We start from the raw sequence: 25678 nt of genomic DNA, 5'->3' as shown, positions 1-25678 counted from the left end.
CCCGGCAACCGTGGCGGCCGGGACGGATCACCGCACAAGCTGTGGTCATCCAAGCACGCCGCTCTCCTCGACCGGTCGAGCGGCCACTTCAACCAGCCACACCACACAGGGGGATCACTCATGTCCGCACGCACCACCCGCACTCGTCTCCTCGCCGCCACGACGGTCGCGCTCGCCGCGCTCGCCCTCTCGGCGTGCGACAACGGGAAGGGCGTACGGGACGAGGGCCCGTCCTCCGCGTCCAAGCCCTCCACCCAGCCGAGCCGGTCGGCGCCCGCCGGGGGTTCGACGGCGAAGCCGGCCGGGAACACCGGCGGCACGACGGGCGGCTCCACGAGTGGCTCCACCGGTGGCTCGACGGGCAAGGGCACCGGAGGCACGACCGGCGGATCCACGGGCACGTCGAACGGTGGCGGCACCACCCGCAACACCCCCTGCAACGGCGCCAACACCAAGACCACCGCCACCGAAGTCACCCGCCCGCTCAACCACCTCCTCCTCACCGTCACCAACACCGGCTCGAAGAACTGCGACCTCACCGGCTACCCCGTCGCCCGCTTCGGCGAGGCCCAGGCGGTCCCCCCGGTGGCCGAGGAGACCCACCCCCAGGCGGTCGTCACGCTCACTCCCGGTGAGTCCGGCTACGCGGGCGTCCTCCTCTCCGCCGGCGACGGCAGCGGCGGGAACGGCTACACGGCCAAGACCCTCACGGTCGGTTTCGACAAGGGCAGCAGCGCACAGCCGGCGCTCCCCGCGAAGGGCGTGTACGTCGACGACAAGCTCACCGTGACGTACTGGCAGCAGAGCCTGGACGACGCGCTGGCCTACTGAGAGCACCCGAGGGCCGCTGAGGCTCACTTACCAAATGGTCAGCAGCCGACCAATAAGTGGGTACTTGTGGTGAGTTGGGGGCCCGACCAGCATGTTCGTCATGACGACACCATCCGACGAGCACACCAAGCCCCCGGTCGGCGTCCTCGGCCTGGGCCTCATGGGCACGGCCCTGGCCGCCGCCCTCCTCAAGGCGGGCCACCCCACGACGGTCTGGAACCGCACACCGTCCAAGACGGGCCCCCTCACCGCCCAGGGCGCCACCCCGGCAGGTACGCCCGCCGAGGCCATCACGGGCGGCCCCCTCACCCTCGTCTGCCTCACGACGTACGACGACGTGACCGAGCTCCTCCACCCGCACACCACCGCCCTCACCGGCCGCACCCTGGTGAACGTCACCACCGGAACGCCCGTCCAGGCAAGGAAGCTGGCGTCCTGGGCGCAGGAGCACGGCATCGCGTACGTGGACGGCGGCATCATGGCCGTACCGCAGATGATCGCCACCCCGGCGGCGTACGTCCTCTACAGCGGCGACGAGCGGGCGTACGAGACACACCGCGCCACCCTCGCCGCGCTGGGCGGCACCCGCTGGACCGGCACGGATCCGGGCCTGGCGGCGCTGTACGATCTGTCCCTGCTGACGGGCATGTACGGGATGGTCGCGGGGGTGGCCCAGGCCTACGCCCTGATCCGCTCGGAGGGCATCCCCGCCCGGGAGTTGGCCCCCCTGTTGCAGGACTGGCTGACGGCGATGGCGAGCGGCCTGGTGCCCGGCACGGCGGACGCCGTCGACACCGGGCGCCACCTCACCGACGTCTCCAGCCTCGCCGTGAGCCAGGCGGCCTTCCCCGGCCTCCTGCACACCTTCGCCGACCAGGGCGTCCGCACCGAACTCTTCGAGCCGATGCGCGAGTTGCTGGACCGGGCCGTCGCCGAGGGATACGCCGGCGACGGCCTCTCACGCCTGGTGGCGCTACTGGCGCCCTAGCTTCTGCGCGACTTCGGTGGCCCAGTAGGTGAGGATGTTCTGCGCACCCGCCCGCTTGATGCCGGTCAGGGTCTCCAGGATCGCCCTGTCCCGGTCGATCCAGCCCTTCTCCGCGGCGCCCTCGATCATCGCGTACTCACCGGAGATCTGGTACGCGGCGACAGGCACGTCGACCGAGTCGGCGACCTTCGCGAGGATGTCCAGGTACGGACCCGCCGGCTTGACCATCACCATGTCGGCCCCCTCTTCCAGGTCGAGGGCCAACTCCCGCATGGACTCCCGCACGTTGGCGGGATCCTGCTGGTACGTCTTCCGGTCGCCCTTCAGCGAGGAGGCGACGGCCTCCCGGAAGGGGCCGTAGAAGGCGGAGGAGTACTTGACGGTGTAGGCGAGGATGGCGACGTCCTCGCGCCCGATCTGGTCGAGGGCATCCCGGACGACCCCGATCTGACCGTCCATCATGCCGCTGGGCCCGACGATGTGCGCTCCGGCGTCGGCCTGGACCTGAGCCATCTCGGCGTACCGCTCCAGGGTGGCGTCATTGTCGACGCGCCCCTGCTCGTCCAGGACCCCGCAGTGCCCGTGATCGGTCGTCTCGTCGAGACACAGGTCGGACATCACCAGCAGTTCGTCGCCGACCTCGGCGCGCACATCACGGATCGCGACCTGCAGAATCCCGTCCGGATCCGTCCCCGGAGTCCCGACCGCGTCCTTCTTCTCGTCCTCCGGCACGCCGAACAGCATGATCCCGGAGATCCCGGCCTCCAGCGCCTCCACGGCCGCCTTCTTCAGGCTGTCGCGGGTGTGCTGCACGACCCCGGGCATCGCCGCGATCGGCACCGGCTCGCTCACGCCCTCCCGCACGAACGCGGGGAGGATGAAGTCGGCGGGGTGCAGCCGGGTCTCGGCGACCATGCGCCGCATCGCAGGCGAGGTACGCAGCCGCCGCGGCCGCGTACCGGGGAAGGATCCGTACTTCGTCATGCCCTCTACGCTACGCCCGCTCCACGGGCCCTCTTGCCGACAGCTTGCCGGTACCCGGGGGCGAGGCCGGGACGGTTTTTCGCCCCCTCCGCCCCTACCTGGGGCCCCGCCCCGAACCCCGCTCCTCAAACGCCGGTGGGGCTGAGAATCAGCCCCACCGGCGTTTGAGGACGAGCGCGAAGCGCGATACGGGGGGTCTGGGGGCCGAAGCCCCCCAGGGGACGGGACGGGTAGGGGCGGAGGGGGCGAGAGAACCCACCCCCAGCCCCCACCGGCACTAGGTGGTGCGGCGCCGCCGCGAGCCAGGTCGGCGCTCGCTGGGCCGGGTGACCGGGTCCCCGGCCTCCACGGCGGCAGCCCGCCGCCTGAGACCGAAGTCCGCCAGCGCCTCGGCCAACTTGTGCACAGACGGCTCCGGAGCCATGACATCGACCCGCAGCCCATGCTCCTCGGCAGTCTTCGCGGTGGCGGGCCCGATACAGGCGATCACCGTCACGTTGTGCGGCTTGCCCGCGATACCGACCAGGTTCCGGACAGTCGACGACGACGTGAAGAGCACGGCGTCGAAACCGCCCCCCTTGATCGCCTCCCGCGTCTCCGCCGGCGGCGGCGAGGCACGCACGGTCCGGTAGGCCGTGACGTCGTCGACCTCCCAGCCCAGCTCGATGAGCCCGGCGACCAACGTCTCCGTGGCGATGTCGGCACGCGGCAGGAACACCCGGTCGATCGGGTCGAAGACGGGGTCGTACGGCGGCCAGTCCTCGAGAAGACCGGCGGCCGACTGCTCCCCCGAAGGGACGAGGTCCGGCTTCACGCCGAAGGCGATCAGCGCCCTCGCCGTCTGCTCCCCCACCGCCGCGACCTTGATCCCGGCAAACGCACGGGCATCGAGCCCGTACTCCTCGAACTTCTCCCGCACGGCCTTGACCGCGTTCACCGAGGTGAAGGCGATCCACTCGTACCGCCCGGTGACGAGTCCCTTGACCGCGCGCTCCATCTGCTGGGGTGTGCGCGGCGGTTCGACGGCGATCGTCGGCACCTCGTGCGGCACGGCCCCGTACGACCGCAGCTGGTCGGAGAGCGAAGCCGCCTGCTCCTTCGTGCGCGGCACGAGCACCTTCCAGCCGAACAGCGGCTTGGACTCGAACCACGACAACTGGTCGCGCTGGGCGGCTGCGGAACGCTCACCGACCACGGATATCACCGGTCGGCCGCCGTCCGGGGACGGCAGCACCTTCGCCTGCTTCAGCGTCTGCGCGATGGTGCCGAGAGTGGCCGACCAGGTGCGCTGGCGCGTGGTCGTACCCGCGATCGTCACGGTCATCGGGGTGTCGGGCTTGCGCCCGGCCGCGACCAGCTCACCCGCGGCCGAAGCCACCGAGTCGAGCGTCGCGGACACCACGACCGTGCCGTCCGATGCCCCGACCTCGGTCCAGCACCGGTCCGAGGCCGTTCGCGCGTCGACGAACCGCACATCCGCGCCCTGCGCGTCACGCAGCGGCACACCCGCGTACGCGGGCACGCCGACGGCGGCCGCGATACCGGGCACCACCTCGAACGGAACACCGGCGGCAGCGCAGGCGAGCATTTCCTCGGCTGCGTACGTATCAAGTCCCGGGTCCCCGGACACCGCACGTACGACCCGCTTGCCGCCCCGCGCGGCCTCCATGACAAGATTGGCGGCGTCCCTCGACGCGGGGTCACCAACGGTTGTTGACGTGCCGTCAACAACCGTCAGCTGAGGCGTGCCTGTGCCCAAGTACGGGTCCGAAGAAGTGTCCGGATCCGTGTTCAGGACGGCGACGCCTTGTCTGGCATGCACACGGACCACGTCGAGCACCTCATGCTCTGCGACGAGGACGTCCGCGTTCGCCAGCGCCTCGACGGCGCGCAGTGTCAGCAGTCCTGGATCTCCGGGTCCGGCACCGAGGAAGGTGACGTGCCCGTGCTCCGGACCGGCGGGAAGGTTGGTGGGGCTCAAAGTGCTCGCTCCCCCATCAGACCGGCCGCGCCCTTGGCAAGCATCTCGGCGGCGAGTTCACGGCCGAGCGCCATTGCTTGGTCATGTGTCTCGGGCACGGGACCGGTGGTGGACAGCTGCACCAGCGCCGAGCCGTCGGTCGTGCCGACGACGCCGCGCAGGCGCATTTCCTTGGCAATCTGCCCGTCGGCCAGCAGGTCGGCGAGCGCACCCACGGGTGCGCTGCAGCCGGCCTCCAGGGCGGCCAGCAGAGATCGCTCGGCGGTCACGGCGACCCGGGTGAACGGGTCGTCGAGCTCTCCGAGCGCAGCGATGAGGTCCGCGTTGTCCGCGGCACACTCGATCGCGAGGGCCCCCTGGCCGGGGGCGGGCAAAACGATGTCGACCGACAGGAAGTCGGTCACCTCGTCGATACGGCCGATCCGGTTGAGTCCGGCGGCGGCGAGCACGACGGCGTCGAGCTCCCCGCTGCGTACATATCCGATCCGGGTGTCGACGTTCCCCCGGATCGCGACCGTCTCGATCGTCATCCCGTGACTGCGCGCGTAGGCGTTCAGCTGTGCCATGCGGCGCGGCGAACCGGTGCCGATGCGCGCACCGTCGGGAAGCTGGGCGAAGACGAGTCCGTCGCGGGCGACGAGCACGTCACGCGGGTCCTCGCGCACCGGAACGGCGGCCAGCGCGAGGTCGTCGGGCTGCGCGGTCGGCAGGTCCTTCAGCGAATGCACCGCCAAGTCGACCTCGCCGCGCAGCAGTGCGTCGCGCAGTGCGGTCACGAAGACGCCCGTGCCACCGATCTGCGCGAGGCTCTCGCGGGAGGTGTCCCCGTACGTCGTGATCTCAACGAGCTCGACGGGCCGTCCGGTCACCTGGCTCACGGCGTCCGCCACCTGCCCGGACTGGGCCATGGCGAGTTTGCTGCGCCTGGTCCCCAGCCTCAGTGCCTGCTCACTCATGCTCGCCCTCGGTTCTTGGCGTTCTCGTTGTTGTTCTCGGCCCGCGAGACGGAGGCGACCGTCTCGGGGTCCAGGTCGAACAGGGTGCGCAGCGCGTCCGCGTACCCGGCACCGCCGGGCTCGGCGGCCAGCTGCTTGACCCGTACGGTCGGCGCGTGCAGCAGTTTGTCCACGACGCGCCGCACGGTCTGGGTGATCTCGCCCCGCTGCTTGTCGTCGAGGTCGGGCAGCCGTCCGTCGAGCCGCGCGATCTCACTCGCGACGAGGTCGGCGGCCATGGTGCGCAGCGCCACGACGGTGGGGGTGATGTGCGCGGCCCGCAGGGCGGCGCTGAAGGCGGCGACCTCGTCGGAGACGATCCTGCGCACCTGGTCCACGTCGGCGGCCATCGGTGCGTCGGCGGACGCCTCGGCCAGCGACTCGATGTCGACGAGCCGCACTCCGAGCAGCCGGTGCACGGCCGCGTCGATGTCGCGGGGCATCGCGAGGTCGAGCAGCGCGAGCACGGGCGCGGGCCGCGGGGTCTCCACGACGGGCTCGGGCCTGCGACGCTCGGGGACGCGCCCGACTGTGGCGGCCGCGGCCGCGAGCGCCGCGATGGCATCCGCGTCGGCCTCCGGGTCGAGCACGGTGACGGCACCCGCGGCCGGGCGCTGCGCGCGGCCCGCCGCGTCCCCCTTGTCCACCCACGCCGCGTGCTGCTCCAGCTCCGCCGCGGCCATGCCGGCCACGGCCGCCTCGCCGAGCACCGAGAAGCCGGCCGTGCCCTGCACGGCGGACAGGTCGAGGGGGCAGCCCTCTTCGGTGCCGACGCTCGTGGGCGCGAGCTGCGCGTTCTGCGGTACGGCCACGGGCGACGCCGTACGGACGGAGTCGGCGCCCTCGGCAGCGGACCTCCCCGTGCGTCCCTCGACGGCGGCCACGACGGACTCGGCCGACAGGACGAGTCCCGTGGCGCCGGTGCAGGAGACGGCGACGTCGGCACGTGTCAGCTCGACCGGTACCGAGTCCATCGGTACCGCGCGGGCCAGCACATCCGTGTCGTCACCGTCGGTGAGGATCTGGGCGAGGCGCTCCGCGCGGTCGACCGTGCGGTTGGCGATGACGATCTCGGCGACCCCGGCGCGCGCGAGCGTCGCGGCGGCCAGGGACGACATGGAGCCTGCGCCGATGACCAGGGCGCGCTTGCCCTTGAGCCAGGCGTCGACGGCGGCGCCGGACGACAGCTGCTCCAGGCCGAAGGTGACCAGGGACTGTCCGGCGCGGTCGATGCCGGTCTCGGAGTGGGCGCGCTTGCCGACCCGCAGCGACTGCTGGAACAGGTCGTTCAGCAGTCGGCCCGCCGTGTGCAGCTCCTGGGTGGTGGCGAGCGCGTCCTTGATCTGGCCGAGGATCTGGCCCTCGCCCACGACCATCGAGTCGAGCCCGCAGGCCACCGAGAAGAGGTGGTGGACCGCCCGGTCCTCGTAGTGCACGTACAGGTAAGGAGTGAGCTCTTCGAGCCCGACCCCGCTGTGCTGGGCCAGCAGCGTGGACAGCTCGGCGACACCCGCGTGGAACTTGTCCACGTCGGCGTACAGCTCGATGCGGTTGCAGGTGGCGAGCACCGCGGCCTCGGTGGCCGGCTCGGCGGCGACCGTGTCCTGCAGCAGCTTGATCTGGGCGTCCGCGGACAGCGCGGCCCGCTCCAGGACGCTGACCGGAGCGCTGCGGTGGCTCAGCCCGACGACGAGGAGACTCATGCCGGCATCACGGCGGGGAGGTCCCCGTCAGGCCCTTTACGGTCGTTCTCCTGGGCGGCGTGGACCGCGGCGCCCGCCTGGGCCTCGGCCTCCTCGCCGGCCTTGCGCTGCTCGTGGAAGGCGAGGATCTGCAGCTCGATGGAGAGATCGACCTTGCGTACGTCGACGCCGTCCGGGACGGACAGCACGGTCGGCGCGAAGTTGAGGATGGAGGTGACCCCGGCGGCGACCAGGCGGTCGCAGACCTGCTGGGCGACGCCCGGCGGGGTGGTGATGACCCCGATGGACACGCCGTTCTCGTCGATGATCTTCTCCAGGCCGTCGCTGTGCTGCACGGCGATCCCGGCGACCTGCTTGCCGGCCATCTCGGGATCGGCGTCGATCAGCGCGGCGACCCGGAAACCACGGGACGCGAACCCTCCGTAGTTGGCCAGCGCGGCGCCGAGGTTACCGATACCGACGATCACAACCGGCCAGTCCTGGGTCAGGCCCAGTTCGCGGGAGATCTGGTACACGAGATACTCGACGTCGTACCCCACACCACGCGTCCCGTAGGAGCCGAGGTAGGAGAAATCCTTGCGCAGCTTTGCGGAGTTGACCCCCGCCGCGGCCGCGAGCTCCTCGGAGGAGACCGTGGGTACCGAGCGCTCCGACAGTGCGGTGAGGGCTCGGAGGTACAGCGGAAGCCGGGCGACGGTGGCCTCGGGAATCCCTCGGCTGCGGGTCGCCGGTCGGTGAGTTCGGCCAGTTGCCACGGTGCTCCTGCGGGTAGAGCGGGGCTGCAGGCGGTCACACGTACCTAGACCGCCCCGTCGAATGCAGGCTATGTCTTTGTGAACGCGTGCACAAAGATGGTGTCCGATTTGCCCGGCCAACGTGACCGGGGTCACGCACGTCCGGCGCGCGGGTATGGAACCGGCGCACGGACAACTTCGTTCCGCACCTGAAGGGGGCAAAACCGCACACTCTCCTCAACGAATCCCGCCCCCGAGACCAATCGCCGTCGATCCTAGGCGACTTTCCGGACCACTTGGACTACTCAGTCAGGTCACATCAGGGCCACGATGGGCGCACCCTTCACGGATTTCACTGTGTGAGGGCTTTGCGAAGGCGTTCCTCGTTCACGCGCCAGAAGGTGTGCTGGGCGCCGTCCACCAGCACGACCGGGATCTGCTCCCAGTACTCGCGGTGCAGGTCCTCGTCCTGAGTGATGTCCTTGGACTCCCAGGGCACCCCGAGATCACCACACACCTTCTCGATCACTTCCTGTGCGTCATCGCACAGATGACAGCCGGGCTTCCTGATCAGTGTGACCAGCCGCTCCCCGGGAGCCTTCTTCTCCGTACGACGCCCACCGCGCCGGAACATGGAACTCATACCGGCCATTCTCGCGCCACCGCGCCGCACGGGACCCCCGTCGGCTCCCCGCGCCACAGCCCGCCCCCGCGCTGGCCCGACGCGCCGTGCGGATCGCATCTTTAACGGCTCGGTCGCGGAGAGTTCACAGCACGGAATCCTCTCGACTCCGGAAGTGCCGAACAGACTGGCTATGCTCACGACATGGCCGCTCTCGGATGGCTCACTCCCCGTAGGCGTTCCGCTACCGCGCGGAGCGTGTTGGCAGGCGAGGCCTCGGCGGAGGCAGCGCGCAAGTCCTCGCAGGAACTGGAGGATCTCGCGTACGAAGCCGCGCCGGACGTCTCCGTCGAGGAACCGGAGTTCCCGGTGCTCGGCGACGACAAGGCCGCCGCGTTCTTCGATCTCGACAACACCGTGATGCAAGGCGCTGCCCTCTTCCACTTCGGCCGGGGCCTGTACAAGCGGAGGTTCTTCGAGACGCGTGACCTCGCCCGATTCGCCTGGCAGCAGGCGTGGTTCAGGCTGGCCGGGGTAGAGGACCCCGAGCACATGCAGGACGCGCGCGACTCGGCGCTGTCGATCGTCAAGGGCCATCGGGTCTCGGAGCTGATGTCGATCGGCGAGGAGATCTACGACGAGTACATGGCCGAGCGGATCTGGCCGGGTACGCGGGCGTTGGCGCAGGCGCATCTCGATGCGGGCCAGAAGGTGTGGCTGGTCACGGCGGCGCCGGTCGAGATCGCCACGGTGATCGCCCGCCGTCTGGGCCTGACCGGAGCCCTCGGCACGGTCGCGGAGTCGGTGGACGGCGTCTACACGGGCAAACTGGTGGGCGAACCGTTGCACGGGCCGGCAAAGGCGGAGGCGGTCCGCGCGCTGGCCGCGGCGGAGGGGCTGGACCTCTCCCGCTGCGCGGCGTACAGCGACTCCCACAACGACATCCCGATGCTCTCGCTGGTCGGCCACCCCTACGCCATCAACCCCGACACGAAGCTCCGTAAGCACGCCCGCACCTTCGACTGGCGGCTGCGCGACTACCGCACGGCACGCAAGGCCGCGAAGGTCGGCATTCCGGCGGCGGCCGGGGTCGGCGCGGTGGCGGGCGGCACGGCGGCCGCGATCGCCCTGCACCGCAGGCGGCGCTGACGCCCTCTGCTCCGCGCGTTCCGCCGGTGGGCGGTTCCGCGTGCGGCCCGGCGGGTGGGTCGGGGCCGTGCCGGTACATCCGCCCCGTCGCCGGCACCCTGCACCGCAGACGGCGCTGACGCCCTCTGCTCCGCGCGTTCCGCCGGTGGGCGGTTCCGCGTGCGGCCGGCGGGTGGGTCGGGGCCGTGCCGGTACATCCGCCCCGTCGCCGGTGGCAGATCGCTTGGGCTTCATGGCTCGGCTTGTTGGCAACCACGTAAGCGACGGGGCATGTGATGTACCGGCACGGCCCCTTCCGTGCGTCGGCGGGTGCGGGTGCGTGGGGGCGTGTGGCCTTTTGACCGGGGCGTGCGTCGCGTTGGCAACTGCGGGTGAGTGGGGCGTCGGCGGCTGCGGGTGGGTGCGTGGGGAGTGCGGCCTCTTCCGGCCGGGGGCGTGCGTCGGTAACTACGGCTCCGTGGGGGGCGTGCGTCGCGACTGCGGCTTCGTAGGACGTGATCGGCAACTGCGGGTGCGTGGGAGTGCGTGGGGGCGTGCGTACAAAACTGCGCGTCCGTGGGACGTGCGTGGGCTGCTGCGGTTTCGTGGGGAGTGTGCGTCCGCAACTGCGGGGCGTGGAAACGCGCGTGGGCGACTGCGGGTCCGGGGCTCAAGTCCGCCATGGGGCGTGCGTTCGCAACTGCGGGGTCGTGGGGACGCGTGTGCGACTGCTCGTGTGTCCCACCCGCCCCAGATGCCCCCTGCACCCCGGCCGGCAAGTCTTCAGCCCGTTCGGCGTTTGAGGACGAGGCCGTCAAGGCCGATACGGGGGTGCGGGGGCGGAGCCCCCAGGTACGGGACGGGCAGGGGCGGAGGGGGCGAATACCGCTTGGAGCTCGGCCGTAGCGGCGAGCCGGAGGCAATCACGGGGTCCTACCCGCCCAGCACCCCCGCCAGTCCCGTTATCCGCAGACGGCCACAACACGCCCCGCACTCAAACGGAACGCGGACTGATTCGATCAACAATCGGTCACTGCCTGGCACTTGAAGAGGCGTCAATCAGTTACAGAAGCGCCGTAATCGATGATTTGAGCAACTGGGTGTAGCGCTGCCTGTACGAAGCGTTATTCTCCTCAGACGCAAACCGGTACCCCTCCGTCGCTACGACGGGTGAACGGTCCCGCACTGCACGTGATGGAAGCTCTGCCTCTGGGAGTCCCGTGTACTCACACGTCGGGGTTGACGCCTCGGGCCTGGCTACGCTGCGCGCAACGGTCCTTGACCGTCTGCGCGGCTTCGTCCCCACCGCGTACGCCATCCCCGCCTTCGCCGTCCCCGCGCCCGTCGGCCCCTGCTACGCCCTGGCCGACGGCAACGCGGCGGTCGGCAGACGGGGCCGCTCGGGCTCAGCCACCACCGCACGCCGCCCGGCCGCAGACAGTGACAGCGCCCGGATGATGGACCTCGTGGAGCGCGCCCAGGCCGGCGAGGCCGACGCCTTCGGACGTCTCTACGACCAGTACAGCGACACGGTCTATCGGTACATCTATTACCGGGTGGGGGGTAAGGCGACCGCGGAGGACCTGACCAGTGAGACCTTTCTGCGGGCGCTGCGACGGATCGGCACCTTCACCTGGCAAGGTCGCGACTTCGGCGCCTGGCTGGTCACCATCGCCCGCAATCTCGTCGCGGATCATTTCAAGTCCAGCCGCTTCCGGCTGGAGGTGACGACCGGGGAGATGCTCGACGCCAACGAGGTCGAGCGCTCCCCCGAGGACTCCGTCCTGGAGTCCCTGTCGAACGCGGCGCTGCTGGACGCCGTTCGGCGGCTCAACCCCCAGCAGCAGGAGTGCGTGACGCTCCGGTTCCTCCAGGGGCTCTCCGTCGCCGAGACCGCCCGCGTGATGGGCAAGAACGAGGGCGCCATCAAGACCCTCCAGTACCGGGCCGTGCGCACCCTCGCCCGGCTCCTTCCGGACGACGCCCGCTGAGCACCCGCTGAGAAACGTCCATACCGCGCAGGATCCCCGTACGACTCCATACGCTCAGCGACGCTCAACTCACCTTCCGTAAAGGTCCGTTGACTTCGCGGTCCGATCATCCATCGTCCGTAACCCAAGTGCCGCGACGCTCGTTGTGCGGGATACAGGCTCCCTGTGGTCACTCTCTGGCCAGCACCGATCACTCGATCGTGTGGATCTGGTCAGGGAGTGCAACCCTCAGGACCCCCTGGGGAGTCGACCGTCATGACGAGAGGAGGTGCCGCCAGTGATCGCGAACGTATCGGCACACCGGCGGGCGAACGCCTTCGCCCAGGCCCTGGAGGAGCAGTCCGACCAGGGCACGGCGGCCGAGCAGCCCGATGGATCGGCACCGTCCCAGGCTGCGTCGGAACAGACCGAGCAGGGCCTGCTGTTGGCCCTCGCCACCGGTCTCGGCGAGCTGCCCAAACCGGAGCTGGACCCTGAGGTCAAGGTCGTGCAGCGAGCGCAGCTCGTCGCCGCGATGGAGGCCATGCTGCTGGAGGGCACCGCTGCCGGAGGCGATGGTTTGGATCCTGCGATGCCCGAGCAACGGTCCCATCGGGCCAGGGGCGCGCATCGGGCGAGCGGGCTGGGGAAACTGCGACCGCGGTCCCGGCTGTCAAAGGGCCTCGCCGCGGGCGGGCTCACCGTGGGTGTGGCCGCAGGAGCTTTCGGCGGCGTGGCCGCTGCCAGCTCCGACGCCCTGCCCGGTGACTCGCTCTACGGGCTCAAGCGAGGCATGGAGGACATCAAACTCGGCCTGGCCCACGGCGACAGCGACCGGGGCGAGGTCTACCTCGACCAGGCCTCGACCCGGCTGAGCGAGGCGCGCCGACTGATGGAGCGCGGCCGCTCGGGGCAGCTCGACCACGAGTCCCTGGGCGAGATCCGCCGTGCCCTGTCGGGCATGCAGCACGACGCCTCGGAAGGCCACCGCCTGCTGCACGAGGCGTACGAGCGGGACGGCTCACTGGGCCCCATCCAGGCCCTGTCCGCCTTCTCCCAGTCGCACCGCCAAGCCTGGGGCGCGCTGCGCGACCGGCTGCCCGTGCAGCTCGGCGATGTCAGTGACCAGGTGTCGTCGGTCTTCGACGCCATAGACGAAGAGGTCGGCCCGCTGCGCTCGCTGCTCCCGCAGCCCCCCTCCACGGAGGGCACCGGCCGCCATCGGGGCAGGAGCGAGGAGTCCGCCGGCACGTCCGGTACGGACGGTTCGGCGCCCAGCGCCACCAGCAGCTCCTCCACCGGCAGCCACAGCAGCGGCAAGCCCAAGCCCTCCAGCTCGGGCAGCAGCAGCGACGGCCTGCTCGGCGGCAGCACGGGCGGTCTCCTGGACCCGCCCGGGGACGACACCAGCTCGTCCCCGTCCAGCAGCAAGAGCACGCCGGCCGGTGAAGCCGACGTCACGCTGCCGCCCCTGCTGCCCGGCCTCCTGCCGGGGCTGGGCATCGACAGCGAGGACACCAAGTAGCAACTTCCGGTACGACGGTGGGGCGCCCTTCTCGAGAAGGGCGCCCCACCGTCGTACCGCCGTGTTCAGACGAGTCGCACGCGGACGGGCCGCACGGGCACGATCAGAAGAAACGTATGTCCATGATCAGAAGAAAACCGACCTGCGCTGCACCAGCAACTTGTACAGCGTGTGCTGGATCTGCTCCCTGACCTGATCCGTCAGGTTGAACATCAGCATCGGGTCCTCGGCGGCCTCCGGCGGATAGCCGTCCGTGGGGATCGGCTCGCCGAACTGGATCGTCCACTTCGTGGGGAGCGGGACGGCACCGAGCGGGCCGAGCCACGGGAAGGTCGGAGTGATCGGGAAGTACGGGAAGCCGAGGAGGCGCGCGAGGGTCTTCGCGTTGCCGATCATCGGGTAGATCTCCTCCGCGCCGACGATCGAGCACGGGATGATCGGGGTGCCCTGGCGCAGCGCGGTGGAGACGAAGCCGCCGCGGCCGAACCGCTGGAGCTTGTAGCGCTCGCTGAACGGCTTGCCGATGCCCTTGAAGCCCTCCGGCATCACGCCGACCAGTTCGCCGCGCTCCAGGAGCCGTTCGGCGTCCTCCGCGCAGGCAAGCGTGTGACCGGCCTTGCGGGCCAGCTCGTTGACGACCGGCAGCATGAAGACGAGGTCGGCGGCGAGGAGGCGCAGGTGGCGGTCCGCGGGGTGGTTGTCGTGGACGGCGACCTGCATCATCAGGCCGTCCAGCGGCAGCGTCCCGGAGTGGTTGGCGACGATCAGCGCCCCGCCCTCGGACGGGATGTTCTCGATGCCCTTCACCTCGACACGGAAGTACTTCTCGTACAGCGGCCGGATCAGGGACATCAGGACCTGGTCGGTGAGCTCGGCGTCGTAGCCGAAGTCGTCGATCTCGTAATCGCCCGTCAGGCGTCGGCGCAGGAAGGCCAAGCCGCCGGCGATACGCCGCTCCAGACCGCCGCCCGGGCTCTCCTGCGGCTTCTGGGGCGGCTGTTCCTCACGCGTCACGGGAACATCATCCTGCTGGACGGGCCGCCCCGGCAGGGGCTGTACCTCACGTACCACCACGGGATCGCCCTTGCGCCGGCTCCCCGCGCTCCGCCGCCGCGGCGGGCGCTGCACAGCACCCCCGCGCGACCGGTCGTCGTCGAACGGAATGACCTTGGCGTCCGCCATCGTTGATGCGCTCCTCAGTTGGCGCTCTGCGTCAGGGGGTGGCCGCCGCCCAGGTAGGGCAGCGCGGCGATCCGGTCGACGGCCCCCGCAAGGGCCTCCGGGGGCAGGAGTCCGGGCCCCCGGCTGCGGGCGAAGTCGGCGAAGGTCTCCGCCGTCGTGTACTTCGGCTTGTATCCCAGCGTCTCGCGCATCTGGTTCGTCGACACGACCCTGCCGTGTGTGAGCAGCCGCAACTGCTCCGGCGAGAAGTCCGTGACGCCCAGGGTACGCACCGCAGTGCCCGCCCAGCTGAGCGCGGGCAGCAGCAGCGGCACAGTGGGACGGCCCAGGCGGCGCGCGCACTGGGAGAGCAGCAGGACGCCGTCTCCGGCGATGTTGAACGTCCCGCTGTTGAGCGTTCCGCGCTCCGGTTCGTGCGAGGCGATCCGCAGCACCTCGATGACGTCGTCCTCGTGCACGAACTGCAGCCGCGGGTCGTAGCCGAACACGGTCGGCAGCACGGGCAGCGAGAAGTACGAGGCGAGCGGCGAGTCCGCGCTCGGCCCCAGGATGTTCGCGAACCGCAGCACGCACACGGCGACATCGGGCCGGCGCCGCGCAAAGCCGCGTACGTACCCCTCGACCTCCACCGTGTCCTTCGCGAAGCCACCGCTGGGCAGCGACTTGGGAGGGGTGGTCTCGGTGAAGACGGCGGGGTCGCGGGGCGCGGAGCCGTAGACGTTCGTACTGGACTTCACGACGAGCCGCTTGACCGTCGGAGACTTCTGGCAGGCGCCAAGGAGCTGCATGGTGCCGATGACGTTGGTCTCCTTGACCGTGGTCCGGCTGCCGCTGCCCAGCGCCGTGCCCGTCACATCCATGTGGACGACCGTGTCGACGGAGTGCTCGGCGAGCACCCGCGCGATGGTGGGCTGCCGGATATCGGCCTGGACGAAGTCGACACCGCCCAGATGGTGCTCGGGTGGCACCGCGTCCACGGCGATCACCCGGTCCACTTGCGGGTCACGCTGGATCCGTCGTACGAACCGGCCCCCCAGCTGTCGGGCCACTCCGGTCACGAGCACGACCTTCCCCAAGATCAGCGCCTTCCTTCCAGAACTGGACGTAGCTCCGCTCGTACTGCCGCGTTCCCCGTGTGCCGCCAACTTAGCGGGTTGATGTTGCACTGTGATGACCGCCCGATGCACGAAGTGACGACACCCACAGACGTACGACCAGACCAAGCCATTCGGCCTACAGGCGTACGCCCGGTGTTTGCATGGCCGGAAACGCACCGACCGCGGACTCGGCCATGATCTCGGACATCGCCCCGGACAACTGTCCACCGGCTGGTGGGTCGCCCCGGATACGACTGTGGCCCCCCACCGACTGGTGGGGGGCCACAGTACGCGCTTCTGCGGCGCCGCTTACTTCTTGTTGCGACGCTGAACGCGAGTGCGCTTGAGCAGCTTGCGGTGCTTCTTCTTCGCCATCCGCTTGCGCCGCTTCTTGATAACAGAGCCCACGACTACCCTCGCTCACTTCTCTTTACTCGGTGCTGGGCTGCATGGGCCCACACGACCTATGAGGGGCCAGCCTACCGGTCCGAGCGCCGAGGTCGTAATCGAGGGGTTCCGGGAGATCTTGAACCGCTCTCCCGGAACACCGTCAGGCTGTCTCCACCCCCACATAGCTCTCGCGGAGGTACTCGTGAACCGCTTGCTCCGGCACCCGGAAGGACCTCCCCACCCGGATCGCCGGCAGATGACCGCTGTGCACCAAGCGGTACACGGTCATCTTCGACACTCGCATCACCGAGGCGACTTCCGCCACGGTCAGGAACTGAACCTCGTTCAGAGGCCTCTCGCCAGCTGCAGCCATGACACACCTGAACCTTCCGCACTCGACGGCCACCGGCTTCCCCTTCCGGTGACACTTCGTCGTTGCGTGCTCACTCCCCAGAGTAGGGGCGGGTGATGCGAGTGGGGAAGAGGAGCTGCCATCGGCCGCCTACTGTGACAGACACGCTCGATTGAGTACATAGCGAGTAAGCGGTCGGTAGTAATCAGACCGCACAGCGTCATCAAGCGGAACGACGACGGACACCTGTCCCTCCGCCTCACCCACGAAGAGCGCAGGATCGTCCGTATCCGCCAGCCCTATCGCCTCGAACCCCAGCTGACCTGCTCCGCAGACCCATCCGTGGTCCCCGATGACGAGCTCCGGGAGTGGCCCGCCGGACTCCGCGGCGGCGGCCAGAGCGGTCCGAACCGGGAGAGGTGAGTGGGTGTGCGCGCCGGTCGCACGACCGGTGGCCTGCAAGCCGGGTTCGCGCACCAGCGCGACACCTTGTACGTAGTCAAGGTTGTACGTGCGTAGGCCGAACCGGGTCGTTATGTCGACACAGCTACCCTGCGCGGGGGTGAGGACGGCACACCCCGCCGCCGACAGTGCGTCCGCCAGCGCGGCGTAGAAACCGATCAGTCGATGCGGATGACCGGTACCGAGGAGCACGGGGTCACGGTTGCGGGCGGCTTCGCCGATCCGCTCCGCGAAGGCGTCGAGAGCCGCCAGGGTCCGCTCAGGATCGATCACATCATGCCCTGATGTGTGCAACGGATCGGCCGAAACCCCGCACTTGTCGGCCATCAACTCGATCAAGTCCCGCTGCCGCCAGGTCCATTCCGGATCGAGCCCGAGCAGCATGCGGGGATCACGGGCGGCGAAGAGCCGATAGCTGCGCAGGCTCTCCTCGCGCGAGGTGGCCACGGGCCCGGCCAACCGGGCGGCCAGAAGGTGTGCACGCAGTGCTCCGGTGCTCAACACGTCAGCGATGCTGGCGCATCGGCCACCGTCTTACGCCCAAAACACGGAAAATGCCGCACAGTTGGCCTAATGGGTATCCCGGATGCCATGAGATGCCACCGCATCCGCGTGACGCCGGTGACAGAACAGTGACAAATGACCCCACAACCAACGCCGGGGCCCCTGGTCTCACAACACGTGTGCGGCAAGCGCCAGTTGACCGTCGGCGCAGTCGACACAGTGATCAATGCTCACCACATTCAGCACAGTCATCGCTGTCAGCCCAGTGACCACAGACATCGCTGCCAGCACAGACAGCGCTCTCATCGCTGTCATCACCGTCATCTCAGGGGGAACACCATGAAGCTGTCCCGTCGTACGACAACCGCCGCCACGCTCGCCGTCCTGGCCCTCGGCGGCACCCTCGCCGCGACCACTCCGGCGTCCGCCGCCACCACGGCGGCCTACAACGGCGCCTGCGGCGCCGGCTACCGGGTCACCGCGTCCACACCGATCAAGTCCTCGCCGACCGCCACCATCGGCACCACGTACGTCACGTACAACGTCGGGAACCAGGGGTTCTGCGCCGTGACGATCCGCAACAACCCCGGCGCCCGGGTGTTCATGGAGGTCACGCTCGACACCGACCCCACCAGCGGCAACCCGGCCCGGGACTACGGCTCGTTCACCACGTACGCGGGTCCCGTGTACAAGGACCACCCGAAGGCGGGCGAGTGCATGACGTGGAGCGGCACGATCGACATCTACTACAACTCGGAGACGAGCCTGTGCTACTGACCTCGTCGACCGAGGCTCTACGGCAGTAAGCCCTGCCCACAGCGCACATCGGCCGTGGACCTCGCAGCGGCCTACGGCAGAAGTCCCCGCAGCGGGAAGGCGGCCCGGCGCGTCGCCACGATGGCCTGATCGAGGCGGTCCGCCGGGTCGTACCCCGACTCCCAGTCCTTCCAGGACACGGGCCACCGCCCGTCCGTCATCCGCACCGGCGCCAACTGCCGTGTACGGGCGAAGACTTCCTGCCGCCAGCTCTCCGGAATCACCGTCTCGGGATCGATGGGCCGCCCCGCCGCGATGGCGACGAGATGCGTCCAGGACCGCGGTACGACGTCCACCACGGCGTACCCGCCACCACCGAGCGCGACCCACCGCCCGTCCGCGTACTCGTGCGCCAGTTCATGACAGGCCACCTGCACGGCCCGCTGCGCGTCGAGCGAGACCGCGAGATGCGCCAGCGGGTCCTCGAAGTGGGTGTCGGCGCCGTGCTGGGTGACGAGGACCTGCGGCCGGAAATCGGCGATCAGCTCGGGCACCACCGAGTGGAAGGCGCGCAGCCACCCCGCGTCCCCGGTGCCGGCCGGCAGGGCGACATTGACGGCGGAGCCCTCCGCTCTGTCGGCGCCGGTCTCCTCCGGCCACCCGGTCTGCGGGAACAGCGTCCGCGGATGCTCGTGCAGCGAGATCGTCAGAACCCGGGGGTCCTCCCAGAAGGCCGCCTGGACCCCGTCGCCGTGGTGCACATCCACATCCACGTACGCGACCCGCTCCGCTCCCAGCTCGAGCAGTCGCGCGATCGCCAGCGAGGCGTCGTTGTAGATGCAGAACCCGGACGCGCCACCGGGCATCGCATGGTGCAGCCCGCCGGCGAAGTTCACCGCGTGCAGCGCGTCCCCGCGCCACACCGCTTCGGCGGCCCCCACGGACTGCCCGGCGATGAGCGCGGACACCTCGTGCATCCCCGCGAAGGCGGGATCGTCCATGGTCCCGAGCCCGTACGACGAGTCGGCGGAATCCGGATCAGCGGATGCGGCCCTGACCGCCTCCACGTAGTCCTCGCGGTGCACGAGCCGCAGCGTCGACTCGCCGGCGGGCTGCGCCGCGACCACGTCGACCTCGCGGTCGAGCCCGAAGGCGTCGACCAGTCGCCGGGTCAGCGCGAGCCGGACCGGATCCATCGGGTGCTCCGGACCGAAGTCATAGCCCGTTACTGCCTCGTCCCACATCAGCTGTGCGCGGCCGCTCATGTCCGTCACCGTATCGGTTTGGTTCAGGAGCGAACGACCGGGCATACCCCAAGGTCACCAGGACGAGCACCATCGGTACGAGCATCGCGCCGCGGTAGCTCCAGGCGTCCCCCAGCGCACCCACCAACGGCGAACCGATCAAGAACCCCACATAGTTGAAGATGTTGAGCCGCGCGATCGCCGTGTCGGACGCCCCCGGGAAGAGCCGCCCCGCCGCCGCGAAGGTCTGCGGCACGATCACGCACAGCCCCAGGCCCAGCAGTGTGAACCCGAGCATCCCCACCCACGCCCCCGGCGCCACCGCCACCACCGCGAATCCGAGCGCCGCGACCACCGCCCCCAGCCGTACGACGGCCACGGCCCCGAACCGCCGCACCCCGAGGTCCCCGACGGCGCGCCCCACCAGGGTCATCACCATGTACACGTTGTACGGAACGGTCGCCAGCTGCTCCGAGCTGCCCAGCACGTCCTGCAGATATTTCGCGCTCCAGTTGGAGACCGTGGAGTCCCCGATGTACGCGAACGTCATCACCAGACAGAGCGGCAGGAGCAGCTTGAAGACGACGGGCCCGGCCTCGGCCGCCTCCTTCGCGTCGGGGGCGACCCCGTCGACGTACCACCGACTCCCGACGAACGTGGCCGGCAGCAGCAGAAGCACCACCGGCAGGTAGGACACGAACAACGACAGATGCCAGTGCGCGCCCGCCCACGCGAGCGAGGCGCCCACGATCCCGCCGAGGCTGTACGCGGCGTGGAAGCCGAGCATGATGCTGCGCCCGTACGTCCGCTGCAGACTCACCCCGAGCATGTTCATGGAGGCATCGAGCGCGCCCACCGCGAGCCCGAAGGCCCCGAGCGCGACAGCCAGCTCGGCCAACTGGTCCCCGGCCCCGACCCCGAGCAGCGCCAGGAGCACGACGGGCTGGGACCAGCGCAGCAGGCGGCTGGGCCGTATTCGCTTGACCAGTTGCTCCGTCGTCACGCTTCCGACGCCGGCCAGGATCGGCACGGCCGCCAGGAAGGCGGGCAGCAACGCGTCGGAGACCCCGTACCGGTCCTGGATGGCCGGAATGCGCGTCACGAGCAGCGCGAAGGTGGCGCCCTGAGCGAAGAAGCTGAACGCCAAAGAGGCCCTACCGCGCCGCAGCACATCTGTCATGGCGGCGAGCGTAGGGCCCCGGCTTACCGGTGGGTAGATCAAGCCGAAGATGAATTCTGCTCAGCTCTACGGCGGACGGTCCTACCGAGACTGGTCGGCGAGCTCGTCCTCGAGCATCTTCCCCATCGGACCGGCGGCGAGGCCACCGCTGACCACCATGGCCAGGGCGATCGTGGCGACCATGACGACCGTGCCCAGCCAGACCATCGTGTCGATCGGCAGCGTGTACGCGCCCACGATCCGCGCCAGGCACTCGCCGAACAGAGCCACGCCCCAGACGAGGGAGAACGTCCGCTCGAACTTCCGGAACCGCTCGGAACCGCTGAGCAGCCGCTCCCAGGCGGCGGTCTTCGCGGCGTCGCCCTTGGTGATGAACGGCTTGAGCCCCGCCGTCATCATCGGCTTGCCCAGCATCACGGAGACCAGGATGCCGATACCGACCACACTGCTGACCCCGCTGTCCTTGGCCAGCATCAGCCGCGGGTCACCGGCGACCAGGCCGAGCAGCAGACCCACGAGGTTGACGAAGAGGATCAACGCGGCCAGCCCGTTGAACGTCCGCTCCCTCACCACGCCCCACGCGGTCCGCATCGCGGGCACCACGCTGCTCCATCCCAGCGCCGCCATGGTGCTCATCCCGAACCCGCTTTTGAGGAGGTAGTACGACCCCATCGGCACCGCCACGTCCAGGATCAGCGGGAGGAAGGTCTGCCGAGCGGCGCTCCCGCCGTCCTTGGCGGCGGTAGCGGCGATGGTCGTCTCGGCAGGCGCTTCGATGCTGCTCTCGGTGGCCGTGATGCTCATGATCGGGTCCCTCCGTCGTCACTGTGTACGTCCCGTTTCGATGTACTCAGCTTCGCGGTCGGACCCCGTCCGCCAACAGAAACGATCGTCCGGAGCTCGCCATGACAAATGTCAGTACCGGGCGATGGACACCGTCATACGAGCAGGTCAGCCAACCCCCCCATGTCCGAGAAGAGTTGAGTGGCCCCGGCCAGCCTGGCCGCGGGCGTCATGGCCGTGAACCCGTACACGTCCATCCCCGCTGCGTTCGCCGCTCGCACGCCGAGCGGGCTGTCCTCCACGACCACACACTTCTGAGGCGGTACGCCCATCCGCTCGGCCGCATGCAGAAACAGATCCGGCGCCGGCTTGCCGCGCCCCACGTCCTGCGAACTGAAGACACGCCCCTCGTCGAACCACCGGTCGAGCCCGGTCTTCCGGTGCCCCACCCGAATCCGCTCGTGACTCCCGGAGGAGGCCACGCAGTACGGCACCCCGTCCGCGGCCAGCTTCTCAAGGACCTGCACGGCACCGGGAACGGGCTCCAACTCGCGCTCAAAAGCAGCGAAGACGCGCCCGTGGAAGACGTCGTCGAAGTCGTCCGGCAGTTGCCGGCCGCTGCGCTCCTGGACGACCTCGTGGATGCGGTGCATGGCTGACCCCATGTAGTCCCTGAGGGACTCCTCGTACGAGGTCGGGTGCCCGAGCTCGGTGAGATAGGCGGCCAGGATCGTGTTGGAGATCGGCTCGCTGTCCACGAGGACGCCGTCGTTGTCGAAGATCACCAGGTCGTAGCGCATAACTAGACCCTAAACGCAGAAAACCCCCTTGCCGCATGGCAAGGGGGTTTTCTCTACAATTAGTTCGGCGGCGTCCTACTCTCCCACAGGGTCCCCCCTGCAGTACCATCGGCGCTGTAAGGCTTAGCTTCCGGGTTCGGAATGTAACCGGGCGTTTCCCTCACGCTATGACCACCGAAACACTATGAAACTGTCAACCGCACCATGCCCGGTGGCCCCGGGGCATGGGGTTGTTCGTGGTTTCAGAACCAACACAGTGGACGCGAGCAACTGAGGACAAGCCCTCGGCCTATTAGTACCAGTCACCTCCAGCGGTTACCCGCCTTCCAGATCTGGCCTATCAACCCAGTCGTCTACTGGGAGCCTTAACCCCTCAAGGGGGTGGGAGTCCTCATCTCGAAGCAGGCTTCCCGCTTAGATGCTTTCAGCGGTTATCCCTCCCGAACGTAGCCAACCAGCCATGCCCTTGGCAGGACAACTGGCACACCAGAGGTTCGTCCGTCCCGGTCCTCTCGTACTAGGGACAGCCCTTCTCAAGACTCCTACGCGCACAGCGGATAGGGACCGAACTGTCTCACGACGTTCTAAACCCAGCTCGCGTACCGCTTTAATGGGCGAACAGCCCAACCCTTGGGACCGACTCCAGCCCCAGGATGCGACGAGCCGACATCGAGGTGCCAAACCATCCCGTCGATATGGACTCTTGGGGAAGATCAGCCTGTTATCCCCGGGGTACCTTTTATCCGTTGAGCGACGGCGCTTCCACAAGCCACCGCCGGATCACTAGTCCCGACTTTCGTCCCTGCTCGACCCGTCGGTCTCACAGTCAAGCTCCCTTGTGCACTTACACTCAACACCTGATTGCCAACCAGGCTGAGGGAACCTTTGGGCGCCTCCGTTACTCTTTGGGAGGCAACCGCCCCAGTTAAACTACCCATCAGACACTGTCCCTGATCCGGATCACGGACCCAGGTTAGACATCCAGCACGACCAGACTGGTATTTCAACGACGACTCCACACTGGCTGGCGCCAATGCTTCACAGTCTCCCAGCTATCCTACACAAGCCGAACCGAACACCAATATCAAACTGTAGTAAAGGTCCCGGGGTCTTTCCGTCCTGCTGCGCGAAACGAGCATCTTTACTCGTAGTGCAATTTCACCGGGCCTATGGTTGAGACAGTCGAGAAGTCGTTACGCCATTCGTGCAGGTCGGAACTTACCCGACAAGGAATTTCGCTACCTTAGGATGGTTATAGTTACCACCGCCGTTTACTGGCGCTTAAGTTCTCAGCTTCGCCACAACGAATTGTGACTAACCGGTCCCCTTAACGTTCCAGCACCGGGCAGGCGTCAGTCCGTATACATCGCCTTACGGCTTCGCACGGACCTGTGTTTTTAGTAAACAGTCGCTTCTCGCTGGTCTCTGCGGCCACCCCCAGCTCAGGAAGCAAGTTCCCTCACCGGTGATGGCCCCCCTTCTCCCGAAGTTACGGGGGCATTTTGCCGAGTTCCTTAACCATAGTTCACCCGAACGCCTCGGTATTCTCTACCTGACCACCTGAGTCGGTTTAGGGTACGGGCCGCCATGAAACTCGCTAGAGGCTTTTCTCGACAGCATAGGATCATCCACTTCACCACAATCGGCTCGGCATCAGGTCTCAGCCACAAGTGCGACGGATTTACCTATCGCACGGCCTACACCCTTACCCCGGGACAACCACCGCCCGGGATGGACTACCTTCCTGCGTCACCCCATCACTCACCTACTACAGGTCTGGTCCGTCGGCTCCACCACTCCCCTTTGCCCGAAGGCTCCGGGGCGGCTTCACGGACTTAGCATCGCCTGGTTCGATGTTTGACGCTTCACAGCGGGTACCGGAATATCAACCGGTTATCCATCGACTACGCCTGTCGGCCTCGCCTTAGGTCCCGACTTACCCTGGGCAGATCAGCTTGACCCAGGAACCCTTAGTCAATCGGCGCACACGTTTCTCACGTGTGTATCGCTACTCATGCCTGCATTCTCACTCGTGAACCGTCCACCACTGCCTTCCGGCGCGGCTTCACCCGGCACACGACGCTCCCCTACCCATCACAGCGGGCGTTGGCCCTCATGCTGCAATGACACGACTTCGGCGGTACGCTTGAGCCCCGCTACATTGTCGGCGCGGAATCACTAGACCAGTGAGCTATTACGCACTCTTTCAAGGGTGGCTGCTTCTAAGCCAACCTCCTGGTTGTCTGTGCGACTCCACATCCTTTCCCACTTAGCGTACGCTTAGGGGCCTTAGTCGATGCTCTGGGCTGTTTCCCTCTCGACCATGGAGCTTATCCCCCACAGTCTCACTGCCGCGCTCTCACTTACCGGCATTCGGAGTTTGGCTAAGGTCAGTAACCCGGTAGGGCCCATCGCCTATCCAGTGCTCTACCTCCGGCAAGAAACACACGACGCTGCACCTAAATGCATTTCGGGGAGAACCAGCTATCACGGAGTTTGATTGGCCTTTCACCCCTAACCACAGGTCATCCCCCAGGTTTTCAACCCTGGTGGGTTCGGTCCTCCACGACCTCTTACAGCCGCTTCAACCTGCCCATGGCTAGATCACTCCGCTTCGGGTCTTGAGCGCGCTACTAAACCGCCCTGTTCGGACTCGCTTTCGCTACGGCTTCCCCACACGGGTTAACCTCGCAACACACCGCAAACTCGCAGGCTCATTCTTCAAAAGGCACGCAGTCACGAGACAAGCACAAGTGCTTGTCCGACGCTCCCACGGCTTGTAGGCACACGGTTTCAGGTACTATTTCACTCCGCTCCCGCGGTACTTTTCACCATTCCCTCACGGTACTATCCGCTATCGGTCACCAGGGAATATTTAGGCTTAGCGGGTGGTCCCGCCAGATTCACACGGGATTTCTCGGGCCCCGTGCTACTTGGGTGTCTCTCAAACGAGCCGCTGATGTTTCGACTACGGGGGTCTTACCCTCTACGCCGGACCTTTCGCATGTCCTTCGCCTACATCAACGGTTTCTGACTCGTCCTGTCGCCGGCAGACGACAGAAGAGAGATCCCACAACCCCCCAAGCGCAACCCCTGCCGGGTCTCACACGCTTGAGGTTTGGCCTCATCCGGTTTCGCTCGCCACTACTCCCGGAATCACGGTTGTTTTCTCTTCCTGCGGGTACTGAGATGTTTCACTTCCCCGCGTTCCCTCCACACTGCCTATGTGTTCAGCAGCGGGTGACAGCCCATGACGACTGCCGGGTTTCCCCATTCGGAAACCCCCGGATCAAAGCCTGGTTGACGACTCCCCGGGGACTATCGTGGCCTCCCACGTCCTTCATCGGTTCCTGGTGCCAAGGCATCCACCGTGCGCCCTTAAAAACTTGGCCACAGATGCTCGCGTCCACTGTGCAGTTCTCAAACAACGACCAACCACCCATCACCCCCGGTACAACCCGGAGTTC

22 protein-coding genes and 2 rRNA genes are annotated in these 25678 nt (G+C 68.0%); 6 read left to right on the top strand and 18 right to left on the bottom strand.

Going from position 1 to position 25678, the window contains the following annotated elements; translation table 11 throughout:
- Positions 1-120: 120 nt before the first annotated feature.
- Both OG390_RS29585 and OG390_RS29580 read left to right on the top strand, forming a co-directional pair.
- On the top strand, positions 121-831 hold the full coding sequence (locus OG390_RS29585) for a DUF4232 domain-containing protein (RefSeq protein WP_406172509.1): 711 nt from the start codon (positions 121-123) through the stop codon (positions 829-831).
- Between the two features lie 100 nt (positions 832-931).
- Complete coding sequence (locus tag OG390_RS29580) at positions 932-1819, top strand: NAD(P)-dependent oxidoreductase (RefSeq protein ID WP_406172508.1); 888 nt, start codon at positions 932-934, stop codon at positions 1817-1819.
- On the opposite strand, the gene hemB is transcribed toward OG390_RS29580, so the two are convergent.
- The 6 genes from hemB to OG390_RS29550 all read right to left on the bottom strand — a co-directional run bounded on the left by hemB (position 1805) and on the right by OG390_RS29550 (position 8868).
- Complete coding sequence (hemB, locus tag OG390_RS29575; protein ID WP_406172507.1) at positions 1805-2803, bottom strand: porphobilinogen synthase; 999 nt, start codon at positions 2801-2803, stop codon at positions 1805-1807. The two genes, OG390_RS29580 and hemB, sit on opposite strands and share 15 nt — an antisense overlap.
- Positions 2804-3080: 277 nt before the next feature.
- A complete protein-coding gene (locus OG390_RS29570; RefSeq protein ID WP_406172506.1) occupies positions 3081-4784 on the bottom strand; it encodes a uroporphyrinogen-III synthase in 1704 nt (567 codons plus the stop codon).
- Positions 4781-5740: a hydroxymethylbilane synthase gene (hemC, locus tag OG390_RS29565; protein ID WP_406172505.1), complete on the bottom strand. Its 960-nt coding sequence runs from the start codon at positions 5738-5740 to the stop codon at positions 4781-4783. Before hemC ends, OG390_RS29570 begins: the two co-directional genes overlap by 4 nt.
- Positions 5737-7482: a glutamyl-tRNA reductase gene (locus tag OG390_RS29560; RefSeq protein ID WP_406172504.1), complete on the bottom strand. Its 1746-nt coding sequence runs from the start codon at positions 7480-7482 to the stop codon at positions 5737-5739. Before OG390_RS29560 ends, hemC begins: the two co-directional genes overlap by 4 nt.
- Complete coding sequence (locus OG390_RS29555; protein ID WP_406172503.1) at positions 7479-8237, bottom strand: redox-sensing transcriptional repressor Rex; 759 nt, start codon at positions 8235-8237, stop codon at positions 7479-7481. The genes OG390_RS29560 and OG390_RS29555 overlap by 4 nt, the downstream gene beginning before the upstream one ends.
- Before the next feature lie 331 nt (positions 8238-8568).
- Positions 8569-8868 (bottom strand): glutaredoxin family protein, encoded by a 300-nt coding sequence (locus OG390_RS29550; RefSeq protein ID WP_406172502.1) that lies wholly within the window; start codon positions 8866-8868, stop codon positions 8569-8571.
- 174 nt (positions 8869-9042) lie between these two features.
- On the opposite strand from OG390_RS29550, the gene OG390_RS29545 reads away from it, so the two are divergent.
- The 3 genes from OG390_RS29545 (at position 9043) to OG390_RS29535 (ending at position 13461) form a co-directional block, all read left to right on the top strand.
- Positions 9043-9987, top strand: a complete 945-nt coding sequence (locus tag OG390_RS29545) for an HAD family hydrolase (protein WP_406172501.1) — start codon at positions 9043-9045, stop codon at positions 9985-9987.
- A 1199-nt stretch (positions 9988-11186) separates the two neighbouring features.
- Positions 11187-11957: an ECF subfamily RNA polymerase sigma factor, BldN family gene (locus OG390_RS29540; RefSeq protein ID WP_399083314.1), complete on the top strand. Its 771-nt coding sequence runs from the start codon at positions 11187-11189 to the stop codon at positions 11955-11957.
- 277 nt (positions 11958-12234) lie between these two features.
- Positions 12235-13461: a DUF5667 domain-containing protein gene (locus OG390_RS29535; protein ID WP_406172500.1), complete on the top strand. Its 1227-nt coding sequence runs from the start codon at positions 12235-12237 to the stop codon at positions 13459-13461.
- 126 nt (positions 13462-13587) lie between these two features.
- Here OG390_RS29535 and OG390_RS29530 read toward each other — a convergent pair whose 3' ends face one another.
- The 6 genes from OG390_RS29530 to OG390_RS29505 all read right to left on the bottom strand — a co-directional run bounded on the left by OG390_RS29530 (position 13588) and on the right by OG390_RS29505 (position 17772).
- A complete protein-coding gene (locus tag OG390_RS29530) occupies positions 13588-14643 on the bottom strand; it encodes a lysophospholipid acyltransferase family protein (protein WP_406172499.1) in 1056 nt (351 codons plus the stop codon).
- A gap of 14 nt (positions 14644-14657) precedes the next feature.
- Positions 14658-15719, bottom strand: a complete 1062-nt coding sequence (locus OG390_RS29525) for an NAD-dependent epimerase/dehydratase family protein (RefSeq protein ID WP_406172498.1) — start codon at positions 15717-15719, stop codon at positions 14658-14660.
- A 330-nt stretch (positions 15720-16049) separates the two neighbouring features.
- Positions 16050-16148 carry a 30S ribosomal protein bS22 gene (locus OG390_RS29520; protein ID WP_003948845.1) on the bottom strand — a complete coding sequence of 33 codons (99 nt, stop codon included), beginning with the start codon at positions 16146-16148 and terminating at the stop codon, positions 16050-16052.
- A gap of 142 nt (positions 16149-16290) precedes the next feature.
- Complete coding sequence (locus tag OG390_RS29515) at positions 16291-16503, bottom strand: helix-turn-helix domain-containing protein (protein ID WP_004984898.1); 213 nt, start codon at positions 16501-16503, stop codon at positions 16291-16293.
- Positions 16504-16632: 129 nt separating this feature from the next.
- Positions 16633-17448: a phosphatase gene (locus tag OG390_RS29510; protein WP_406172497.1), complete on the bottom strand. Its 816-nt coding sequence runs from the start codon at positions 17446-17448 to the stop codon at positions 16633-16635.
- Positions 17449-17616: 168 nt separating this feature from the next.
- Positions 17617-17772 carry a hypothetical protein gene (locus tag OG390_RS29505; RefSeq protein WP_406172496.1) on the bottom strand — a complete coding sequence of 52 codons (156 nt, stop codon included), beginning with the start codon at positions 17770-17772 and terminating at the stop codon, positions 17617-17619.
- Positions 17773-17787: 15 nt separating this feature from the next.
- Between OG390_RS29505 and OG390_RS29500 the strand changes: the two genes are divergently transcribed.
- Positions 17788-18225 carry a hypothetical protein gene (locus OG390_RS29500; protein ID WP_406172495.1) on the top strand — a complete coding sequence of 146 codons (438 nt, stop codon included), beginning with the start codon at positions 17788-17790 and terminating at the stop codon, positions 18223-18225.
- A 71-nt stretch (positions 18226-18296) separates the two neighbouring features.
- Here OG390_RS29500 and OG390_RS29495 read toward each other — a convergent pair whose 3' ends face one another.
- From OG390_RS29495 to OG390_RS29470, 6 genes are all read right to left on the bottom strand, one after another.
- Complete coding sequence (locus OG390_RS29495) at positions 18297-19469, bottom strand: acetoin utilization protein AcuC (RefSeq protein ID WP_406172494.1); 1173 nt, start codon at positions 19467-19469, stop codon at positions 18297-18299.
- A complete protein-coding gene (locus OG390_RS29490) occupies positions 19420-20628 on the bottom strand; it encodes an MFS transporter (protein WP_406172493.1) in 1209 nt (402 codons plus the stop codon). The genes OG390_RS29495 and OG390_RS29490 overlap by 50 nt, the downstream gene beginning before the upstream one ends.
- Before the next feature lie 81 nt (positions 20629-20709).
- On the bottom strand, positions 20710-21432 hold the full coding sequence (locus OG390_RS29485; protein ID WP_406172492.1) for a VC0807 family protein: 723 nt from the start codon (positions 21430-21432) through the stop codon (positions 20710-20712).
- A 134-nt stretch (positions 21433-21566) separates the two neighbouring features.
- Positions 21567-22211 carry an HAD family hydrolase gene (locus OG390_RS29480; protein WP_406172491.1) on the bottom strand — a complete coding sequence of 215 codons (645 nt, stop codon included), beginning with the start codon at positions 22209-22211 and terminating at the stop codon, positions 21567-21569.
- Between the two features lie 62 nt (positions 22212-22273).
- Positions 22274-22390: ribosomal RNA gene (rrf, locus tag OG390_RS29475) — 5S ribosomal RNA — on the bottom strand.
- 93 nt (positions 22391-22483) lie between these two features.
- Positions 22484-25603 (bottom strand): 23S ribosomal RNA (locus tag OG390_RS29470).
- Positions 25604-25678 lie beyond the last annotated feature (75 nt).

This window comes from Streptomyces sp. NBC_00996, from assembly GCF_045162675.1.
Taxonomy (GTDB): domain Bacteria; phylum Actinomycetota; class Actinomycetes; order Streptomycetales; family Streptomycetaceae; genus Streptomyces.
This window is presented reverse-complemented; position numbering and strand designations above follow the sequence as displayed.